The sequence below is a fragment of the Sinorhizobium fredii USDA 205 genome (genome assembly GCF_001461695.1).
Lineage (GTDB): Bacteria > Pseudomonadota > Alphaproteobacteria > Rhizobiales > Rhizobiaceae > Sinorhizobium > Sinorhizobium fredii.
In genome coordinates this window covers 80359-100494 of record NZ_AUTC01000099.1, presented here as the reverse complement: position 1 = coordinate 100494, position 20136 = coordinate 80359, and the positions used below count along the sequence as shown (strand labels likewise).

18 protein-coding genes, 1 tRNA gene and 1 pseudogene are annotated in these 20136 nt (G+C 64.2%); 14 read left to right on the top strand and 6 right to left on the bottom strand.

Annotated elements, in window-relative coordinates:
* Positions 1-15: 15 nt before the first annotated feature.
* A tRNA-Ser gene (locus N181_RS10840) sits at positions 16-105 on the bottom strand.
* Positions 106-410: 305 nt separating this feature from the next.
* Between N181_RS10840 and rplU the strand changes: the two genes are divergently transcribed.
* The 14 genes and pseudogenes from rplU to N181_RS10770 all read left to right on the top strand — a co-directional run bounded on the left by rplU (position 411) and on the right by N181_RS10770 (position 13024).
* A complete protein-coding gene (rplU, locus tag N181_RS10835; protein WP_012709651.1) occupies positions 411-782 on the top strand; it encodes a 50S ribosomal protein L21 in 372 nt (123 codons plus the stop codon).
* A gap of 32 nt (positions 783-814) precedes the next feature.
* Positions 815-1084: a 50S ribosomal protein L27 gene (gene rpmA / locus N181_RS10830; protein ID WP_014330086.1), complete on the top strand. Its 270-nt coding sequence runs from the start codon at positions 815-817 to the stop codon at positions 1082-1084.
* Positions 1085-1215: 131 nt separating this feature from the next.
* A complete protein-coding gene (locus N181_RS10825) occupies positions 1216-1848 on the top strand; it encodes a GNAT family N-acetyltransferase (RefSeq protein WP_037393799.1) in 633 nt (210 codons plus the stop codon).
* Positions 1845-2428, top strand: a pseudogene (locus N181_RS10820) (GNAT family N-acetyltransferase). Before N181_RS10825 ends, N181_RS10820 begins: the two are co-directional and overlap by 4 nt.
* A 175-nt stretch (positions 2429-2603) precedes the next feature.
* Entirely contained in the window at positions 2604-3614 is a 1011-nt protein-coding gene (obgE, locus tag N181_RS10815; RefSeq protein ID WP_037393802.1) for a GTPase ObgE, read from the top strand.
* Between the two features lies 1 nt (position 3615).
* The gene (gene proB / locus N181_RS10810; protein WP_014330090.1) at positions 3616-4797 is read left to right on the top strand and encodes a glutamate 5-kinase; all 1182 of its coding nucleotides are present in this window, start codon (positions 3616-3618) and stop codon (positions 4795-4797) included.
* The gene (locus N181_RS10805; RefSeq protein ID WP_037393804.1) at positions 4790-6073 is read left to right on the top strand and encodes a glutamate-5-semialdehyde dehydrogenase; all 1284 of its coding nucleotides are present in this window, start codon (positions 4790-4792) and stop codon (positions 6071-6073) included. The genes proB and N181_RS10805 overlap by 8 nt, the downstream gene beginning before the upstream one ends.
* A gap of 14 nt (positions 6074-6087) precedes the next feature.
* Positions 6088-6696, top strand: a complete 609-nt coding sequence (locus tag N181_RS10800) for a nicotinate-nucleotide adenylyltransferase (protein WP_037393806.1) — start codon at positions 6088-6090, stop codon at positions 6694-6696.
* A 54-nt stretch (positions 6697-6750) separates the two neighbouring features.
* Positions 6751-7233: a ribosome silencing factor gene (rsfS, locus tag N181_RS10795; protein ID WP_014330094.1), complete on the top strand. Its 483-nt coding sequence runs from the start codon at positions 6751-6753 to the stop codon at positions 7231-7233.
* Positions 7234-7494: 261 nt separating this feature from the next.
* Complete coding sequence (gene rlmH / locus N181_RS10790) at positions 7495-7977, top strand: 23S rRNA (pseudouridine(1915)-N(3))-methyltransferase RlmH (protein ID WP_014330095.1); 483 nt, start codon at positions 7495-7497, stop codon at positions 7975-7977.
* Between the two features lie 330 nt (positions 7978-8307).
* Positions 8308-9738, top strand: a complete 1431-nt coding sequence (locus tag N181_RS10785) for a murein hydrolase activator EnvC family protein (RefSeq protein ID WP_050984021.1) — start codon at positions 8308-8310, stop codon at positions 9736-9738.
* The gene (locus N181_RS10780) at positions 9728-11050 is read left to right on the top strand and encodes a S41 family peptidase (protein ID WP_014330097.1); all 1323 of its coding nucleotides are present in this window, start codon (positions 9728-9730) and stop codon (positions 11048-11050) included. Before N181_RS10785 ends, N181_RS10780 begins: the two co-directional genes overlap by 11 nt.
* Positions 11051-11237: 187 nt before the next feature.
* Positions 11238-12443: a divergent polysaccharide deacetylase family protein gene (locus N181_RS10775; RefSeq protein ID WP_014330098.1), complete on the top strand. Its 1206-nt coding sequence runs from the start codon at positions 11238-11240 to the stop codon at positions 12441-12443.
* A gap of 53 nt (positions 12444-12496) precedes the next feature.
* Positions 12497-13024 carry an RNA pyrophosphohydrolase gene (locus N181_RS10770; protein WP_014330099.1) on the top strand — a complete coding sequence of 176 codons (528 nt, stop codon included), beginning with the start codon at positions 12497-12499 and terminating at the stop codon, positions 13022-13024.
* A 187-nt stretch (positions 13025-13211) separates the two neighbouring features.
* On the opposite strand, the gene bfr is transcribed toward N181_RS10770, so the two are convergent.
* The 5 genes from bfr to N181_RS34745 all read right to left on the bottom strand — a co-directional run bounded on the left by bfr (position 13212) and on the right by N181_RS34745 (position 20027).
* Complete coding sequence (gene bfr, locus N181_RS10765) at positions 13212-13697, bottom strand: bacterioferritin (RefSeq protein ID WP_014330100.1); 486 nt, start codon at positions 13695-13697, stop codon at positions 13212-13214.
* Positions 13663-13974: a (2Fe-2S)-binding protein gene (locus tag N181_RS10760; RefSeq protein WP_037393809.1), complete on the bottom strand. Its 312-nt coding sequence runs from the start codon at positions 13972-13974 to the stop codon at positions 13663-13665. The genes bfr and N181_RS10760 overlap by 35 nt, the downstream gene beginning before the upstream one ends.
* A gap of 293 nt (positions 13975-14267) precedes the next feature.
* Positions 14268-17621 (bottom strand): error-prone DNA polymerase, encoded by a 3354-nt coding sequence (locus N181_RS10755; protein ID WP_014330102.1) that lies wholly within the window; start codon positions 17619-17621, stop codon positions 14268-14270.
* Complete coding sequence (locus tag N181_RS10750; RefSeq protein WP_272949676.1) at positions 17618-19138, bottom strand: Y-family DNA polymerase; 1521 nt, start codon at positions 19136-19138, stop codon at positions 17618-17620. Before N181_RS10750 ends, N181_RS10755 begins: the two co-directional genes overlap by 4 nt.
* Complete coding sequence (locus tag N181_RS34745) at positions 19074-20027, bottom strand: ImuA family protein (protein WP_234818598.1); 954 nt, start codon at positions 20025-20027, stop codon at positions 19074-19076. Before N181_RS34745 ends, N181_RS10750 begins: the two co-directional genes overlap by 65 nt.
* Positions 20028-20136: the final 109 nt, after the last annotated feature.

Genomic DNA, 20136 nt, shown 5'->3' with positions numbered 1-20136 from the left:
AATTTCTGACGAAGATGGCGGAGAGGGGGGGATTCGAACCCCCGATGGGCTTGCACCCATGCCGCATTTCGAGTGCGGTGCATTCAACCACTCTGCCACCTCTCCGCGGGGCCGGTTGGCGCTATCTGAGCGCGGCCGGTTCATAGCGACAGTTTCCGCCGCTGACAAGGGGGCAGAAGGAAGAATATCTTCAACTCAGTGCCTTTCGCCTTGACAAGGAAGGGCGACTCCCTTAATCCGCGCCATGAAGTGGTGTGGCCTGCCCGCACCGCGCCGGGTCATGGTTTGTGCCCGTTCACTGGTGGAGGTCGAGGGTTTCCCTGCGGCGCTCCGCTCAATATGAACGACTGACAAAAAGACGGCCTTGCTTTTCCAGGCAAAGAGCCGGACCGAACATGAAAGGATAAAATATGTTCGCAGTCATCAAGACCGGCGGTAAGCAGTACCGCGTGGCAGCCGACGACGTCATCACCATCGAAAAGCTGGAAGGCGTTGCAGGCGACAAGATCGAATTCACCGAGATCCTGATGGTCGGCGTCGGCGCCGATGCAACCATCGGTGCTCCGTTTGTCGAAGGTGCCGTCGTCAGCGCCGAAGTTGTGGACCAGGGCCGCGCCAAGAAGGTCATCGCCTTCAAGAAGCGCCGCCGCCAGAACTCCAAGCGTTCGCGCGGCCATCGCCAGCATCAGACGGTCGTCCGCATCCTGGACATCGCTGCCGCCGGCGGCAAGGCGAAGAAGGCTTCGAAGAAGACCGAAGCCGCCGCTGAAGCTGCAAACTGAGTCCGGGATCGAAGGTTTAAAGGAGAACACCAATGGCACACAAAAAAGCTGGCGGTTCGTCGCGCAACGGTCGCGATTCTGAGTCCAAGCGCCTTGGCGTGAAGAAGTTCGGCGGCGAAGCCGTCATTGCAGGCAACATCATCGTGCGCCAGCGCGGCACCAAGTGGCATGCCGGCGCCAATGTCGGCCTCGGCAAGGACCATACGATTTTTGCGCTTGCGGCCGGCAACGTGGACTTCCGTACGAAGGCCAACGGCCGAGTCTACGTGTCTGTAATGCCGAAAGCCGAAGCAGCGGAATAAGCCGGTAGCGCTCTAAAACAGCCGGCGTCTCATCGACCCGGCTGACGCACCCGCAAGGTTCCGAAGCCAGACTTCAAAGGGGAGATGGGGCAATACCCAACTCCCCTTTTCGCATGTCTGGAGGAAGAACCATGCAAACCGAGCTCGTCAGGGAAGACCAATCCCGGTCTCCCGAACAAAGGCTGAGGCCTCAACGGTCAAGGACCGACTGCCCGATATTGTTATCGCCCCGGCTCGTTTTGCGCACGCCCCACGAAGACGATATCGACGCCCTTGCCCATCTTGCCAACAACGCCAATATCGCCACCATGGTCTCGCGCATGCCGCACCCGTACACCACGGTGGATGCGGCCGATTTCGTGCGACGCACAAAAGCCGGCACGATTGGCAAGTGCGTCTACGCGATCACCAAAGCGGACAATGGCGCATTCCTCGGCTGCTGCGGGATCGAGCCGCATGCCGACGGCAGGACGGTCGAGCTCGGCTACTGGCTGGGCGAGCCTTACTGGAACCAGGGCTATGCCACCGAAGCGGTGCAGGCGCTGACCGACATGGCCTTCCGCACCCGCGACATCGACCAGATCGATGCGCGCTGCCGGGTCATGAACATGGCCTCGCGCCGGGTCGTCCAGAAGTGCGGCTTTCAGTTCCAGGGCTCCGGCATGGTCGACAGCCTGGCGCTCGGCGGCACCGTCGCCGTCGAATGGTACAGGCTCGACCGCAAGACCTGGGTTTCGCTCAAGAGCTGGGGAGGCATGCGATGAACGCGCTCGTCACCGAACGGGCGCGGATCGTCGCCCGCCCCGATCCCGGCCCCTGCCCGGTCATCGAAGCGAAGCGGCTGAGGCTGCGCCCGCATCGGCTGTCGGATGCTGGGGCGATCGCCGAATCGCTCGCCGATTTCCGGGTGGCGCGTATGTTGGCGCGCGTGCCGGCGCCCTATCACCAGCAGGACGCGCTCGACTGGCTGAACCGCCAGGCCGCGAACGTCCTGCCCGACTGGACGCTGGCCGTCACCATGGGAGACGACGTCCATATCGGCTGCGTCGGCATCGAGTTCCTGCGCGGCGAGTGGCATGTCGGCTACTGGCTGAACCGCTTCTACTGGGGCAAGGGGCTGGCAAGCGAGGCGGCCATGCCGCCGTCGACCGGTTCTTCCGGCGGATGCCGGACGCCGTGCTGCGTTCCGGGGTCTTCGCGGACAACCCGGCCTCGCTCAAGGTGCAGGAGAAGCTTGGCTTCAAGATCACCGGCTGCAGCCAGATCTATGCGTTCGCCCGCAACGCCATGGTGGCGCATATCGAAACGCGCCTGACGGCCGAGGACCTGCGCCGGCCGGCCTAAAGAGATCGAAACCCGCCGGGACGTGTCTCGGCGGGTTTCTTTTGCGATAGTCTTTGACCTGTGCCGGAACCGCCTATATCGATGGCGGCGAGTGCTAGGGCGAGCAGTGGGTGCGCGGTTTTCCGCCAGCATCCCGCTCCAACTTCAATTAAGCCGAACAAGAAATGGCCAGCCCATGAAATTCCTCGATGAAGCAAAAGTCTATATCCGGTCCGGGGATGGCGGCGCGGGCGCCGTCTCCTTCCACCGCGAGAAATTCATCGAGTTCGGCGGGCCAGATGGCGGCGACGGCGGCCGCGGCGGCGATGTCTGGGTGGAGGCGGTCAACGGCCTCAATACCCTGATCGACTTTCGCTTCCAGCAGCACTTCAAGGGCAAGACCGGCATCCACGGCATGGGCCGCAACCGCACCGGCGCGAAGGGCGCCGACGTGACGCTGAAGGTGCCGGTCGGCACGCAGATCTTCGAAGAGGACAACGAGACGCTGATCGTCGACATGGTCGCGGAAGGCCAGCGCTATCGGCTCGCCGCCGGCGGCAATGGCGGCTTCGGCAATGCGCATTTCAAGTCCTCGACAAACCAGGCGCCGAACTGGGCCAATCCCGGCCTCGAAGGCGAGGAAAAGACCATCTGGCTGAGATTGAAGCTGATCGCCGATGCCGGCCTCGTCGGCCTGCCGAATGCCGGCAAGTCGACGTTTCTCGCCGCCTGCACCCGCGCCCGGCCGAAGATCGCCAACTACCCCTTCACGACGCTCCATCCCAATCTCGGCGTTGCCACCATCGACGGGCAGGAATTCATCATCGCCGACATCCCGGGGCTGATCGAGGGCGCCCATGAAGGCGTCGGCATCGGCGACCGTTTCCTCGGCCATGTCGAGCGCACCCGCGTGCTTCTGCATCTGGTTTCGGCGCAGGAGGAGGATGTCGCCAAGGCCTATACGACGGTGCGGCACGAGCTCGATGCCTATGGCGGCGGGCTCGAAGACAAGCCGCAGATCGTCGCGCTGGCCCAGATCGACGTGCTTGACGACGAGGAACTCAAGGCGAAATCCAAGGCGCTCGCCAAGGCCTGCGGCGCGCCGCCGCTGCTCATCTCGGCCGTCACCAACCGGGGCATGACCGAGGCGCTGAGGGCGTTGCGCGACGTCATTTCCGCGGCGAAGGCCGGCGAGGAGCAGGTTTGAGATGGCCGCGACCCGCAGACCGCTCGAAAAATACCGTCGGATCGTCATCAAGATCGGCTCGGCGCTCCTCGTCGACCGCAAGAGCGGGCTGAAGAAGAGCTGGCTCGACGCCATGTGCGCCGATATCGCCGCGCTGAAGGCGAAGGGCGTCGAGGTGCTGGTCGTCTCCTCGGGTGCCATCGCGCTCGGCCGCACCGTGCTGAACCTGCCGGCCGGCGCCCTAAAGCTCGAGGAAAGCCAGGCGGCGGCCGCCGTCGGCCAGATCGCCCTGGCGCGCGCCTGGTCGGAAAGCCTTTCGACCGATCAGATCATCGCCGGGCAGATCCTGTTGACGCTCGGCGATACGGAGGAGCGCCGCCGCTACTTGAATGCGCGCGCCACGATCAACCAGTTGCTGAAGCTCGGCTCCGTGCCGATCATCAACGAGAACGACACGGTCGCCACCACCGAGATCCGCTACGGCGACAACGACCGGCTAGCCGCCCGGGTCGCGACGATGGTCGGCGCCGACCTGCTCGTCCTGCTGTCCGATATCGACGGCCTCTATACGGCTCCGCCGCATCTCGATCCGGAGGCCCGCTTCCTCGAGTCGATTGCCGAGATCACCCCGGAGATCGAGGCGATGGCAGGCGGCGCGGCCTCCGAGCTGTCGCGCGGCGGCATGCGCACCAAGATCGATGCCGGCAAGATCGCCACCACCGCCGGCTGCGCGATGATCATCGCCTCCGGGAAGCCGGAGCACCCGCTGAAGGCGATCGAGGCCGGCGCCCGCTCCTCCTGGTTCGCGCCTTCCGGTTCGCCGGTGACGGCCCGCAAGACCTGGATCGCCGGGCAGCTCCTGCCGGCCGGTTCGTTGACGATCGACGCCGGGGCGGAGACGGCACTGCGTTCCGGCAAGAGCCTGCTGCCGGCCGGTGTCCGGCAGGTGTCGGGAACGTTCAGCCGCGGCGACACCATTGCGATCCTTAACCATTCCGGCCGCGAGATCGCCCGCGGCCTTGCCGGCTATGACGCCGACGACGCGCGCCAGATCGCCGGCAAGAAATCGGCCGAGATCGCTGCGATCCTCGGCTATGCCGGCCGCACCGCCATGGTGCACCGCGACGATATGGTCATGACGGCTCCCTCCGGCGCGCGGTCCGAGGAGGGAGGGAATGAGAAGAGGGGCAAGCTCCATGCTTGAGGCGGCCAGGAACGGCGCAGACGTCGACGCAATCATGTTGGAGATCGGCCGGCGTGCCAAGGCAGCGGCCCGGCCGCTCGCCATTGCCAGCGCCGAGCGCAAACATGCGGCGCTTGTCGCCATGGCGGAGGCGATCATCGCGAAGAGCGGCGAGATCCTCGCCGCCAACGCGGTCGATCTCGAAAACGCGCGGGAAAGTGGCGTCGCCAAGGCCTTCATCGACCGGCTGACGCTGACGGAAGGCCGTATCCGCGACATGGCCGACGGCATCCGGGCGATCGCCGCGTTCAAGGATCCGGTCGGCGATATCATCGCCGAATGGGACCGGCCGAACGGGCTGCATATCGAGCGGGTCCGAACGCCGCTCGGCGTCATCGGGGTGATCTATGAGAGCCGCCCCAATGTCACGGCCGATGCCGGCGCGCTTTGCCTCAAGGCCGGCAATGCCGTGATCCTGCGCGGCGGCTCCGACAGCTTCCATTCGTCACGGGCGATCCATGCCTGCCTCGTCGAGGGGCTGAAGGCGGCGGGCCTGCCTGAGGATGCGATCCAGATGGTTCCGGTCGCCGACCGCGCGGCCGTCGGCGCCATGCTTTCGGGCCTCAATGGCGCGATCGACGTGATCGTGCCGCGCGGCGGAAAGAGCCTCGTCGCCCGCGTCCAGAACGAGGCCCGCGTACCGGTTTTCGCGCATCTCGAGGGCCTCTGCCATGTCTATGTCGACGCGTCGGCCGATCTCGACATGGCGGCAAGAATCGTCGTCAATGCCAAGATGCGCCGCACCGGCATTTGCGGCGCCGCCGAAACCCTGTTGATCGACAGCAACGCCACCGACCGGTTGGCAAGACCGCTGCTCCGGGGGCTCCTCGACGCCGGCTGCGAAGTACGCGTCTCGGAAGAGTTGCAAGGCCTGCTTCCCGGCCTGAAAGTGGCGGGCGACGAAGACTGGGCAACCGAATATCTGGACGCGATCATCTCGGCAAAGCTCGTCGATGGCATTTCCGGCGCCATCGAGCACATCAACACGTGGTCCTCGGCCCATACCGAGGCGGTGATTGCCGAGGATCCGGCCGTCGTCGAGCGCTTCTTCACGGAAATCGACTCGGCGATCCTCCTGCACAACGCCTCGACGCAATTTGCCGATGGCGGCGAGTTCGGCATGGGGGGCGAGATCGGCATTGCCACGGGCAAGATGCATGCCCGCGGCCCCGTTGGCGTCGAACAGCTCACCTCGTTCAAATATCGCGTGCGCGGCACGGGACAGGTGCGGCCCTGACGACCCCTGCCGATGTGAAGCCAAGATATCTGCGCATGCCGCATGTCGAAGGCGGCATGGCGGTCGGCCTGTTCGGCGGGTCCTTCAACCCGCCCCATGCCGGCCATGTGCTGGTCGCCGAGACGGCGCTGCAGAAGCTCGGGCTCGACCAGCTCTGGTGGATGGTGACGCCCGGCAATCCGCTGAAGGACCACAACAATCTCGCACCGCTCGCCGAGCGCATCGCAATGAGCGAGAAGATCGCCCGCAACCCGCGCATCAAGGTCACCGCCTTCGAAGAGGCGCTCGGCCAGAGCTATACGGCGCGCACCTTGGAATTCGTCCGGCGGCGCAATCGCGGCGTCCGCTTCGTCTGGGTCATGGGGGCGGACAATCTCCGCAGCTTCCACCGCTGGCAGAACTGGCGCCGGATCGTCGGCACCTTCCCGATCGCGGTGATCGACCGGCCGGGCGCGACGCTCGCCTATCTGTCGTCGCGCATGGCGATGACTTTCCACCATGCGCGAATCGACGAGGACGACGCGCCGACGCTGGCGTTTCGAAGGGCGCCGGCCTGGACCTTCATCCACGGCCCCCGCTCGTCCTTGAGTTCGACGGCGCTTCGTTCCGCCAAATCCGGGTGAATTCCCGTCATTTATTTCTCGCGTCTTGAAACCGCACCGGTTTGGTGCCTACATTTGACACACGGTTCGACCTCAGATCACGAACCGGAAGTGCTTGTTCTGTTCATTCGGAAAGGAAAGACCCTGACAACAGCACACGCCAAGGGATATGCGGTCTCCGCATTCCCGCGCAGCACGGGATCGAGCGACGAAGCCGCTGTCCGTGCGCTTAAGCTGGTCCTCGAAAGCCTAGAGGACTCAAAGGCAGAAGACATTATCAGCATCAACATTGCCGGAAAGTCGGCGCTGGGAGACTTCATGGTCGTCGTCTCCGGGCGTTCGAACAGGCATGTGATGGCCATTGCCGACCACCTGGTGACGGACCTGAAGGACGAGGGCCTTGGCAATCCCCGCGTCGAGGGTCTCGAGGGTGGCGACTGGGTGCTGATCGACACCGGCGATGTGATCGTTCACATCTTCCGGCCCGAGATCCGGGAGTTCTACAACATCGAAAAGATGTGGGCGGCTCCGGAGATCGAGGACAGCACCCTGCACTGAGACGCGCCGCCCGTCCCTGACCCATAGCCTCAGGACGGAGCGACAACCGGTGCCGATTTGAGATAGGGCTGTCATCACCCGATCGGGTGGATGGCAGCAAGAGGGTTTTTGCCGATCGAAACCTACAGCGCCGTGCGTCCTTCAGACGCACAAAGACCGCTGTAGCACTTTGAATTGCTGCGTGTCTTGTCCTTAAGCCCGGCGATGGTCTAAGGAAGTACGCAGTCGTCGATCGGATGCCGGTGGGGACGGAGCGGGTCAATGCGTATCGGACTTTTCGCAGTCGGCCGCCTGAAGGCGGGGCCGGAAAAGGACTTGGCGGCCCGTTATCTCGATCGGTTCGCCAAGGCGGGGCCGGCCGTCGGCCTGGAGCTGGCGCGCGTCGTCGAAATCAACGAGAGCCGCGCTGCGAATGCGGAGACGCGCAAGCGCGACGAAGCGACCCAGCTCGACAAGGCGCTTGCCGACGGCAGCCTGCTCCTGTTGCTCGACGAACGCGGCAAGGCGCTCGATTCGGAAAGTTTCGCCACGCTGCTCGGCACCTTCCGGGACGGCGGCAAGCGCGATCTGATGATCGCCATCGGCGGTGCCGACGGGCTTGATCCGGCCCTTCATGCCCGCGCCGATGCGGTTCTGTGCCTCGGCAAGATGACCTGGCCGCATCAGCTCGTGCGCATCCTCATCGCCGAACAGCTCTATCGTGCCGTGACCATTCTCGCCGGCCACCCCTATCACCGAGCATAGTCGCCCCTCATCCGGCCTGCCGGCCACCTTCTCCCCGCGAGCGGGGCGAAGGGGATTCGCGGCGGCGCCCCGCCCCGCTCGCCGGCTCGTTGGGAATTGCAGGCGCGGCTTGTCCCTTCTCCCCGCGCTGCGGGGAGAAGGTCGCGGCAGCGGGATGAGGGGCACTCCATGGCTACTTGTCCTTCATCGCATGGTTTTGGATCGGCGACGATTCGACGAAGGGCAGCGCCTCCCTGAACCCTTGCCGGGCGATAACAAGAATATGTATTGGTGGCCTCCGCCAAATCGGATTAGGGTCTCCTGATTTATTCACTAGCCCCACGAGACAGGATGACGCGCGCCAGGAACAGAGCCGAGGTGGCCCGGACGAGATTTGATGTGGCGCAGATCGGTCGGCTTGCGGCGATCGCCGCCGTTCTTCTGCCGATTTGCGGAGCGGCCGTTGCGCAGGATTCCGCCGTGGACGCTTCCGCCCCGGCCGACGCGAAGCAGGGCCCCCCGGATCCCGCTGCCGGCCTCGCCTCGAGACGTGACAGCACGCGCAGCGAACTGGACGCGCTGTCGAAGACGATCAGCCTTTCGCGCGAGCGCGCCGGGGCTCTCGAGCAGACGATTGCCGAGATCGACAAGAGCAATGCGGCGCTGCGCTCGGCGATCGTCGATTCGGCCGCGAAGCGCCAGGAGCTCGAGCGACAGATTTCCGAGGGAGAGACGAAGCTCAACGAGTTGCGCGCCAAGGAGGACGTGGTCAAGCGTTCGCTCCGGGCCCGGCGCGGCGTGCTTGCCGAAGTGCTCGCTGCACTGCAGCGCATGGGCCGCAACCCGCCGCCGGCGATCCTGGTGACGCCGGAAGACGCACTTGGTTCGGTCCGCAGCGCCATCCTGCTCGGTGCGGTCGTTCCGGAGATACGCGAGCAGACCGACAGTCTCGTTGCCGACCTCAAGGCGCTTGCCGACATCCGCGCCGGCATCGCCAGGCAGCGGGACGATCTGACGGCGACGATGACCGCCAATCTCGAGGAAGAGCGGCGCATGTCGATGCTCGCCGCCGAGAAGGACAAGCTGCGGCAGCGGAACGCGATGGAACTCGCCTCCGAACAGCGCAAGGCAGAGGAACTCGCCCTGCAGGCGACCAATCTCGAGGGGCTGATCTCCTCGATCGAAAACGAGATATCCTCGGTGCGAGAGGCGGCCGCGGCGGCGCGCGCCCAGGAGGAGGAACGGCTGCGGATGAACGAAGCCGAGCGCGAGGCGGCACGGGAATTGGCCAAGAGCGCGGTGCCCGACAAAAACCGCATTGCGCCCGCATACGTGTTTTCGGAATTGCAACAGAGGCTCAGCTATCCGGCCGCAGGCTCGATCCTGCGGCAATTCGGCGACGCGGACGGCACCGGGCACTCGCTGCAGGGGATCATGCTGGAAACCAATGCAGGCGCGCTGGTGACTACGCCGGCGGACGGCTGGATCGTCTATGCCGGCAGCTTCCGCAGTTACGGCCAGATGATCATCCTCAATCCCGGCGACGGCTACCATATCGTGCTGGCCGGAATGGAAGGTGTGGGCGTCCGCCCCGGGCAATTCGTCGTGGCAGGCGAGCCGATCGCGACGATGGGTGCAAAAAGAGTGGCGAGTGCGACGGCCTTGACGCTGGAAACGGACAGGCCAACGATTTACATTGAATTCCGAAAAGACGGAAAGCCGGTTGATTCCCGACCGTGGTGGACCGCAACAGAGGTTGGAAAGGCGCGAAATGATACGTAGAGCTTCACTTGTTCTGGTCGGGGCGCTGATGGGGGCGACGGCGATGGGCGTCGTCTATTCGGCAACGATCCCGGCCGTGGCGGCCAATTCGTCCACGTACCGCGAGCTGGCGATTTTCGGCGATGTGTTCGAGCGTGTGCGCGCGCAATACGTGACGCCGCCGCAGGACGACAAGCTCATCGAGAATGCCATCAATGGCATGCTCTCCTCCCTCGACCCGCATTCTAGCTACATGAACTCGGCCGATGCCGAGGATATGCGGACCCAGACGCGCGGCGAATTCGGCGGCCTCGGCATCGAGGTGACGATGGAAGAAGACCTGGTCAAGGTGACAAGCCCGATCGACGACACTCCTGCCGCCCGCGCCGGCGTGCTTGCCGGCGACCTGATCTCGAAGATCGACGGCCAGGACGTCCGCGGCCTGAAGCTCGAGGAAGCCGTCGAGAAGATGCGCGGTGCCGTCGGCACGCCGATCAAGCTCACCATCCTGCGCAAGGGTGCGGAAAAGCCGATCGAGCTGACGATCGTTCGTGACGTGATCGCCGTGCGCGCCGTCAAGTACCGCGTCGAAGGCGATGTCGGCTATCTCCGGGTGATCTCCTTCACCGAGAAGACCTTCGACGACCTGAAGAAGGGCATCGAGAAGGTCAAGGCGGACGTCCCGGCGGACAAGCTCAAGGGCTATGTCCTCGACCTGCGCCTCAATCCGGGCGGCCTGCTCGACCAGGCCATCAATGTTTCGGATGCCTTCATGGAGCGCGGCGAGGTCGTCTCGACCCGCGGCCGCAACCCGGACGAGACGCGCCGTTTCAATGCGACGCCGGGTGACCTGACGGACGGCAAGCCCGTCGTCGTGCTCGTCAACGGCGGCTCGGCGTCGGCATCGGAGATTGTCGCGGGCGCGCTCCAGGATATGAAACGCGCCACCGTGCTCGGCACGCGCTCCTTCGGCAAGGGCTCGGTTCAGACGATCATTCCGCTCGGCGACGCCGGCGCATTGCGCCTGACGACGGCGCTCTACTACACGCCGTCGGGCAAGTCGATCCAGGGCACGGGCATCACGCCGGACATCAAGGTCGAGCAGCCGCTGCCGCCGGAACTCCTCGGCAAGGTCGAGGCTCAGGGCGAGTCCGATCTGCGCGGCCACATCAAGGGCCAGAGCGAGAACGACGAGGGCTCCGGCTCTGTCGCCTACGTGCCGCCGGAAGCCAAGGACGACATTCAGCTCAACTACGCGCTCGACCTCTTGCGCGGCAAGAAGACGGATCCGGCCTTCCCGGCCAATCCCGATCAGGCCGAACTCAAGAAGTGAGCCTACTGTAGCTGGCTTGTGGATCGGTCGGATCCAGCGCCACTCGGCCATTCGAAGCGAGACACTAAGGCGCCGGGCTGTTCAACCCGGCGCCTTTATATTATGCATCGGCGATGCAGCCGACTGCCGATGATTCTTCACGGGCGGCACACTCCTCACCGGCAACTTCCTAAGGTCGAGGCTCCGTTTGGGAACTGATCTCAATGCTCCCCTTGGCCAAGGCCCGAAGAAGAGGCCGACGCGCAAGCGCGATCCGCGCCGGATGTTCGGCTATGCGTTTCTTGGCATCTTCACGCTTGCCGTCGCCGGGCTCTCCGGCTGGGCCGCTTTCCGGCCCGATCCTCTGCTTCGCACTTCCGACCCGGCCACAAGCGCTGAAGCGATCAAGGCGGCCGCCGAGGTAACCGCGCCTTCCGTCAAGCCCGGAGGAGCAGCCGGCTCGCTTCGCCAGAGCGGAGCCCGCTCGGGAGCCCATGTCGAGGAAATCCTGACGGACGACGGCGCGACGGTTACGAAATACACGCCGAGGTCGCGCGACGGCGACGGCCCGGCGCTGATCAGTGCCGGTCCGATGCGCGGCCAGGATCCGCGCATGGCGGCGCTTCCGAACGAGGACCTCATCGAGGACACGCCGCAAGGCCGGTTGCCGATCGTCGGTCCGGACGGATTGCGACCGATGGACCAATATGCCCGTCCCTGGTCAGGCGCGCGCGGCACGCGCATCGGCCTGGTCGTCGGCGGCCTCGGCCTCAGCCAGACGGGAACGCAGCGCGCCATCCACGACCTGCCGCCGGAGGTGACGCTCGCCTTCGCCGCTGCCGGCAACAGCCTGCAGCGCTGGATGCAGGATGCGCGGCGCGACGGCCACGAGTTGCTGTTGCAGATTCCGATGGAGCCCTTCGACTACCCGGACAACGACCCGGGTCCGCACGCTCTTCTCCTTTCCCGCGGCGCCACCAAGAACCTTGCCGAGTTGCACCGCAGCATGGGCCAGATCACCAACTACACCGGCATCATGAACTATCTCGGCGGACGGTTTCTCTCCGACGCGGATGCGCTCGAGCCGGTGATGCGCGACCTCGGCAAGCGCGGATTGCTTTTTCTCGACGACGGCACCTCGGCGCAATCGCTTTCCGGAACGCTTTCCGGTGCCGTCGGCGTGCCGCACGGCTTCGCCGATCTGGTCCTCGACAGCGAACTCAGCCGCAATGCGATCCTGCGCAAGCTCGACGAGCTCGAACGCGTCGCACGGCGCAACGGCACGGCGATCGGCGTCGCTTCCGCCTTCGACGAAAGCGTGGCGACAATCGCCGGATGGATGGAGGAGGCGGGCGGGCGCGGCATCGAATTCGTCGGTATTTCGGCCCTCGTCAACGATCCGCAACAAAACTGATCTAAGCAGGCAATCGGCTGAATAACTGGTAGCACATGCAAGGGAATGGCGACATGGGTAAGGACAAGCGCAAGGTTTTGAAGGCGGAGGACCTGCCCTATCGGCCGTGCGTCGGCGTCATGGTCCTCAATCATCAGGGCCTCGTCTGGGCCGGACATCGGCTCGCCGTCGGCAACTCGGAATATGACGGCTCGCCGCAACTCTGGCAGATGCCGCAGGGCGGCATCGACGAGGGCGAAGATCCGCTCGAAGCTGCCTATCGCGAACTCTACGAGGAAACCGGCATGCGCAGCGTCTCGCTGCTTGCCGAGGCGCCCGGCTGGATCAATTACGACCTGCCGGAGCACCTGATCGGCATCGGCCTGAAGGGCAAGTATCGCGGCCAGACGCAGCGCTGGTACGCCTTCCGCTTCGAGGGCGACGAAAGCGAAATCGCCATCAACCCGCCGCCGGGCGGCCACGACCCCGAATTCGACGCCTGGGAATGGAAGCCCATGCAGGAGCTGCCGAAGCTGATCGTACCGTTCAAGCGCAAGACCTATGAAGAGGTCGTCGCCGCATTTGCGCATCTGGCGGGGTAAAGAGGAAATCTTTGCTCATCCGCATGCCGGCACCTTCTTTCCGCAAGCGGGCGAAGGGGTATGCCGCGCCGCCTACAGCGACCTCAGCGCGTCCGATTGGACGCGCGGCGCTGTAGCGGTCCGTTCCTACCCACGAGAAAGTGCCGCGGTGCGAGACGCGCGGCACTTGATCGAGATCGAATCGGTACTACTCGGCTTCGTTGGCCGGGGCGGCGTTGAGCTGCCCGTATTTTTCCTCGCCGATCGTGTCAAGCAGCTGCAGCTGCGACTCGAGGAAGTCGATGTGGCCCTCCTCGTCGGCGAGCAGTTCCTCGAAGAGTTTCATCGAGACATAGTCGCCGGCCGCGTGACAGATGTCGCGGGAATTCTTGTAGGCCGTGCGGGCGTCGTATTCGCCTGCAAGGTCGGCCTTCAGCACTTCCTTGACATTCTGACCGATGCGCAGCGGGGCGACCGTCTGAAGGTTCGGATGGCCTTCGAGGAAGATGATGCGTGCGATGAGTTTGTCGGCGTGGTGCATTTCCTCGATGGATTCGGCACGCTCCTTCTTTGCGAGAAGCGTGTAGCCCCAGTCTTCGAGAAGGCGGTAATGCACCCAGTACTGGTTTACGGCACCGAGTTCGAGAAAGAGCGCTTCGTTAAGCTGCTCTATGACCTTTGCGTCGCCTTTCAAGATCCGCCCTCCGGTTTTCTTCGTGAAATTGTTTTAGGCGGGTCATGAAATCAAATATCTCGGCTTCCGTCGAGTCGCGACGGGCGTGATATTGCTCGGTGGTGCGGATGATGATGTCGACGACATTGGGGAAACAGCCGCAGCAGCGGCCGCGCTTTTCCATCGCGTGATAGACTTTTGCCGGCACGATCAACTGCCAACAGTCCTCATCGAGGAGGCCGATGATGGTGTCCTCGATTTCTTTTTCACTGATGAAATTGCAGCTGCAAACCAGCATTTCGTCTTGCCTGTCAAACGCAACATCCTGATTTTGCGATAAAGCAAAAGAGGACATTTGCCGTCAACAAAAAACTCCTCTCCATAAAGTTGAGGAGTATATTAGAGTCGTTCTAATCTTGAGGAAAAATTTCGTGTTTTCATCAGATTAGGTGATTCTAAGACGACGATTTTTCTCTCAGGACTTGCAAAGCGGGGAGGACGTCCTGCGACATTTTTACACAGGCATGTCCGGAGGCGAAAACCTGGGCAAACCGACGATGCAACGATCGTCGGCGGCGGTCTGAGCGGGCCTCAATGGAAATTGCGCCCCTTCGGCATGACCTCGGCCACCTCGCTTCCCGCCTCGGAAGCTTCCGGTCCCCGCTGTGCAGGCGGCGTCGGGCGCAATTGCCGGAGCGCTTTCTTGTCGCGGGCATCCGCCGTCGGGCGGAGCGCCTCATCGGCCCGATCATTGGCTCCGAACCGCCGTGCCTCCTTGCGCAGGAGGCCGAGCATCGGCGTCATGTCTTCCATATATTCGGCGACCACATGGATGACGCCGCTTTCGCTCTGTAAGCGGCCGCGCACCTTTATGAGCCGGGATCCCATCACCTGGGGCCGATATTTCTGGAACGTCTTTTCCCAGACGATGATGTTGGCGACGCCGGTTTCGTCCTCGATCGTCATGAAGATGACGCCGTTGGCGGAACCCGGCCGCTGGCGAACGAGCACAAGGCCCGCCACCGTCACCCGCCTGCCGGCCGGGGTCTTCGCTAGGTCACGGCTGGAAAGAATACCCATGCGCGCGAAATCCTCGCGCATGAAGGAAACCGGATGGGCTTTCAGGGAAAGCGTCAGATAGCGATAGTCATGGATGACATGCTCGCCCGCGGGCATGTCCGGCAGGGTGACGGCGGCTTCGACCTGCAGGTCCGTGGAACCCGCCCCGTCGAAAAGCGGCAGGCGCTCGACCGCCGATTGCTCGTTGAGTGCCTTCACCGCCCAAAGGGCTCTTCGCCTATCGAACCCGATCGAGCGGAAGGCGTCCGCATCCGCAAGTCGCTCCAGCACCGCCCGGCTCAGGCCGGAGCGGACCCAGAGATCGTGGACGGAGCAGTATCCCTCGCCGCGGCGCGCAACCAGCGCCTCCATATCCGTTTGCTTGAGGCCCTTGACCAGCCGGAAGCCGAGCCGCACCGCCTTTTCGGAGCGGATGACATTGCGCATGTCGCCATGGCGCGAATCGATCGCCTCCTTACGGAACATCGCCTCGCCTTCGAGCAGGGCATCCCAGTCCGAATGGTTGACGTCGACCGGCAGCATCCTGACCCCGTGTTCGCGGGCATCGCGCACGAGCTGGGCGGGCGCATAGAAGCCCATCGGCTGTGAATTCAGAAGCGCGGCGCAGAAGATGTCCGGATAGTAGGCCTTGAACCAGGACGAGGCATAGACGAGCGAGGCGAAGGAGGCGGCATGGCTTTCGGGAAAGCCATATTCGCCGAAACCCTTGATCTGGTTGAAGCAGCGTTCGGCGAATTCCCTGTCATAGCCGTTCCTGACCATGCCATCGATCATCTTGCGTTCGAACGTATGGATCGTGCCGGTCCGCTTGAAGGTCGCCATGGCGCGGCGCAGGCGATCGGCCTCGCTCGGCGAAAAGCCGGCGGCGGTGATGGCGATCTGCATCGCCTGTTCCTGAAACAGCGGCACGCCGAGCGTCCTTTCCAGCACCGCCTTCAACTCCTGGCTCGGATAGTCGACCGCCTCTCCCCGACGCTGCGCCTCGCGTCGCTTCAGATAGGGATGCACCATGTTGCCCTGGATCGGCCCCGGACGGACGATCGCCACCTCGATCACCAGATCGTACATTTCGCGTGGGCGTAGGCGCGGCAGCATGCTCATCTGGGCACGGCTTTCGATCTGGAACACCCCGACCGTATCGGCGCGGCAGATCATGTCGTAAACGGCCGCCTGCTGGTCCTCGTAGAGTTCGGCGAGCGTTTTCGGCTTGCCGTAATGGGCTTCCAGAAACCTGAAGGCCCTGGCGAGGCAGGTCAGCATGCCGAGGGCCAGCACGTCGACCTTGAGGATCTTCAACTGGTCGAGATCGTCCTTGTCCCATTCGATCATGTAGCGGTCGGGCATGGCCGTATTCATGATCGGCACGACCTCGTCGAGCCTGTCGCGGGTGATGACGAAGCCGCCGACATGCTGAGAGAGATGCCGCGGGAAGTTCATGAGCAGGCTGGCATAGGCAAGGACGCGCCTGGTCAGCGGATCCGCCATGTCGAGGCCCGCCCCCTTCGCCTGCTCCTCGGTGAAGGGCGAGGTTCCCCAGCCCCAGACCGAACTGACGAGAGCCGACTGGACATCCTCCGACAGACCGAAGGCCTTGGCGACCTCGCGTCCGGCCGAGCGCGAACGATAGCTGATCACCGCGGCGGTGAGCCCGGCATGCTCCCTGCCATAGGTCCTGTAGATATATTGGATGACCTCTTCGCGCCGCTCGTGCTCGAAGTCGACATCGATATCGGGCGGCTCGTCGCGATCGCGCGACAGGAAGCGGTCGAACAGTAGCGTGAACTTCTGCGGATCGACATCGGTGATGCGGAGACAGAAGCAGACCGAGGAATTGGCCGCAGACCCCCGTCCCTGGCAGAGAATGTTCACGCTGCGGGCAAATTTCACCAGCTTGTGGACGGTCAGGAAATAGGGTTCGTATTTCTTGTCGTGGATGAGTTCGAGCTCGTATTCGATCTGCCGCTGGACCTTTTCCGGCACCCCGGAAGGGTAACGCTCGAGCGCGCCTTCGGCGACGAGCCGCCGCAAGCTTTCGGCCGGCGTCTCGCCCTCGGCATTCTCGTCCGGATATTGGTGGCTGAGTTCGTCGAGGCTGAAGGAAAGCCGCTTGAAGAATTTTCCCGCATTGACGATCGCTTCGGGATAGTCGCGGAAGCGCCGTGCCATCTCCTTCGGCCCCTTCAGGTGCCTTTCGGCATTTTTCTGGAGGAGGAAGCCGGCGCTGGCGATCGTCACATGCTCGCGAATGGCGGTGACGACATCCGCAAGCGGCCTGTAGTGCGGATCGTGATAGAGCGCGTCATTGGTGGCCAGAAGCCGGACATCCAGGCTTCTGGCGACTGCGGCGAGCACGGCGAAGTCATGCCGGTCGAAACCGTCATAATGCGGCGCCAGGCCGAGATAGAGCCGGTCGCCGGCATGCTCCTGCAATTTTCTGAGGAGCGTGTCCAAGGTTTCCGGCTGCGGCCGGCCTTCGCCCGGCATGACGATCAGGAGCAGATCCTCCTGCCATTCGAGGAGATCGGCAAGATAAAGCGTGCAGTCGCCCTTCTTCGAGCGCAGGTTGCCGGCGCTGAGCAGGCGGCAAAGATGCCCCCAGCCCCGCCTGTTCCTGGGATAGGCGAGAATATCCGGCGTGCCGTCGGCAAAGACCAGGCGGGCTCCCGGCTGGAAGGGGTAACCCTCCACTTTCGCCTTGGCATGGGCGCGCACGACGCCGGCCACGCTGTTGCGGTCGGCGACGCCAAGGCCCGAAAGCCCGACCTTCCTGGCAAAGACGATCATCTCCTCGGCCGGCGCCGCCCCCTCGAGGAAGGAGAAATTCGTGCGCGCCCCAAGCTCGTAGAAGACCGGTTCCCCGCTCATGCGAAAACTCCGTGCATGAACCAGCGGGCCGCGGCCACCTCCCTTCCGTAAAGGCCTTCGCGGAACAGCCAGAAGCGGCGGCCCTCCTGATCCTCGATCCGGAAATAGTCACGGGTCGGATGCCCCTCCCCGTCGATCCACCATTCGGCGGCGATCCGCTCCGGCCCCTCGGCGCGGGCGACGCGATACTGGGTCCTGCGCCAGTTGAAGCTGCGCGGCGCGCCGTCCGGCACCTCGGCCGTCGCCTCCACCAGTTCGGGATGGGTGAAAATCCGAAGCGGGCGGTTTTCAGGAAAAAGCTTGTTTTCAGAGGCAGGCGACCCCATCACCGCCGCGACATCCCTGACGGCGGCAAAGCCGCCTGCCCGTTCCGGCAGGTGGCTTTCGGCAAGGCTCGCCTGCGTCAGGCAATCGGGGCCGAAACGGGCTGCGACCTTGTCGATGAAGGCGGCAAGCGGCTGACTTTCCTCGGGGACTCCGGAAAAATCCTGCTGCGCCGGATCAAGCCTTTCGCTGCGCAAAACGGCCAGCCTGAGGATTTCGAAACCGTATCCGGCATCGAGATCGTCATGGACGGCCTGCAGCCGTTCGCGAAAGAGCGCCGCGATGCGGTCGGCATCGTTCAACGGCATGGCCGCATGCGCCCGGACGCGGAACACCCGGCCGTCGACGCGAAACAGCAGGAGCTCGAACAGCCGCCCGCCTTCGCCATGCCGCTCCAGCGAGGCGCGGACGTCCTTGGCAAGGTGCCGCGTCAGTTCGAGAATGTATTCCTCGTCCATCAGCGGCTCGGCGAGCCGGCGCTCGGCGCAAAAGCTCGGCACCGGCAGGCGCGGCGATAGAGGTTCGTCCGCCTCGCCTCTCGCCTGGTCGAGCCTGAGGAGAAGGAGGGAACCGAAGCGGCGGGCGAGCGGTGCGCGCGGCGCTTCGAGAAGATCGCCGATCTGTTTCAGCCCGACGCGTTCGAGTGCTGTGGCGGTTTCCGCCGGCAGGCGCAGCGCAGCGACCGGCATGGGTGCCAGAACCCGGCCGGCCTCTCCCGGTTCGATGACGGCGACATTGCCGTAACGGGTGGCGGCCCAGGATAGACCGGCAGAGGAGGAGACGGTAGCCCGCGCCTCGACGCCGAGCGAGAAAAGCCGGGACAGGAGGTCGCTGATAAGCGCCTTCTCGCCGCCATGCAGATGGGCGCAGCCGGTGATGTCGAGGAACAGGCCGTCCTTTCCGTCGAGCGCGACGAGCGGCGTGTAGCGGTCGCACCAGTCGGCGAGCCCTTCCAGAAAGGTCTGGTCGGCCGCCGGATCGGCGGCGATCACGTCGAGCGCCGGGCACATGGCGCGGGCCTCCGCCGCCCCCTGGCCGCGCTTCAGGCCGATGCGCTCGGCCAGCGTATCGAGCGCGACGAGGCGCATGGCATTGTCGATCTTGGCGACAAAAACCACCGGCGGATGGTCAGGACGCCCGCGCGAAAGCCAGGAGGCGCCCCAGCGGCTGCGCGCGACGCGGTCGGCCGGCAGGTGCGGAAAGTGGATCGACAGGATTCTCTGGCTGTCCGTTGGCCTGAAGAGCGGCGCTGCGGCGCTCGTCGAGGGGGTAGAAGCGGCGGTCATGGGCGTTCCATTCCAGAAAGATGTCGGTAGAGCCGTAAGCCCTGCTTTTTTCGACAAGGAGGTGAAAGGCGGGATGGTCGATGCTGCCGCAAAGCGCCGAACCATCGGGAAGAGGGCGTTCGCCGGCCGGCGCCGGCTTGATCTGGAACCGGAAGAAGGCGCTGCTCGCCTCCTCCTCGCCCGCCTGGCGAAAGAGAAGCACAGGCACGCCGCCGGCCCGGGCCCGGACATTGAGGCGCCGGCTTTCGCTCAAGGCGAGACAGGCGGGATTGCCGCGGATTTCCAGAACGACCGCGGCGAAGACCGGCACCGAAAGCGCCGTCTCGGCGATCCACAGCGCATCCTTGACGGTGCGCACTGAGACGAAGAGGAAGCGCTCCGGATCTAGCCCGTAGGACTTGAGGCCGGGCGCATAGAGCTGCCCCGCCTCGCGCGAGGCGAGCGCCTGGCTGATCCACAGCACCGGAGCGAGATGGCCTTTCTCCTTCCTCACTTGCTGATAAAGCACCGCAAGCGCCGCCACGAAGCCGGCGGCCGCACCCGCATCGCGGGTTTCGGCATTGCGGATTTCCATCAGGCCTTCGAGCGGCAGCCCGCCCTTGAGGACATCGTCAAGGGCCGCAATCCCGAAAGGCAGGACCTTGCGAGGCACGCTCCCTTCCCTGCCGCGCCGAAAGCCGGCGACATCGGCCGCCTTGGCGGCCCGCACAATTCCAGGCAAGCTGCAATTTTCAATCCGTGCTATGGTGTCACGAAGGGAAAGAATGGTTTGCCGTTGCACGGCGTTCTCGGCCATGACGGTCAGCTCCCATCAAATGTTCATGTTATGTTCTTATGGATTCCAGAGCTTGGGGAAAGAGTCAACAGCAAAGGATAAGAATTTATTCCTCACTCCTGTCCGAGGG

Bases quoted from the DNA above. Each gene is read 5' to 3' on its own strand.
- N181_RS10825 (WP_037393799.1), top strand. From the start codon at position 1,216: ATGCAAACCGAGCTCGTCAGGGAAGACCAATCCCGGTCTCCCGAACAA.
- N181_RS10785 (WP_050984021.1), top strand. From the start codon at position 8,308: ATGACGCGCGCCAGGAACAGAGCCGAGGTGGCCCGGACGAGATTTGAT.
- rpmA (WP_014330086.1), top strand. From the start codon at position 815: ATGGCACACAAAAAAGCTGGCGGTTCGTCGCGCAACGGTCGCGATTCT.
- rplU (WP_012709651.1), top strand. From the start codon at position 411: ATGTTCGCAGTCATCAAGACCGGCGGTAAGCAGTACCGCGTGGCAGCC.
- N181_RS10760 (WP_037393809.1), bottom strand. From the start codon at position 13,974: ATGCTGGTTTGCAGCTGCAATTTCATCAGTGAAAAAGAAATCGAGGAC.
- obgE (WP_037393802.1), top strand. From the start codon at position 2,604: ATGAAATTCCTCGATGAAGCAAAAGTCTATATCCGGTCCGGGGATGGC.
- N181_RS10755 (WP_014330102.1), bottom strand. From the start codon at position 17,621: ATGAGCGGGGAACCGGTCTTCTACGAGCTTGGGGCGCGCACGAATTTC.
- proB (WP_014330090.1), top strand. From the start codon at position 3,616: ATGGCCGCGACCCGCAGACCGCTCGAAAAATACCGTCGGATCGTCATC.
- N181_RS10805 (WP_037393804.1), top strand. From the start codon at position 4,790: ATGCTTGAGGCGGCCAGGAACGGCGCAGACGTCGACGCAATCATGTTG.
- N181_RS10770 (WP_014330099.1), top strand. From the start codon at position 12,497: ATGGGTAAGGACAAGCGCAAGGTTTTGAAGGCGGAGGACCTGCCCTAT.
- rlmH (WP_014330095.1), top strand. From the start codon at position 7,495: ATGCGTATCGGACTTTTCGCAGTCGGCCGCCTGAAGGCGGGGCCGGAA.
- N181_RS34745 (WP_234818598.1), bottom strand. From the start codon at position 20,027: ATGGCCGAGAACGCCGTGCAACGGCAAACCATTCTTTCCCTTCGTGAC.
- N181_RS10780 (WP_014330097.1), top strand. From the start codon at position 9,728: ATGATACGTAGAGCTTCACTTGTTCTGGTCGGGGCGCTGATGGGGGCG.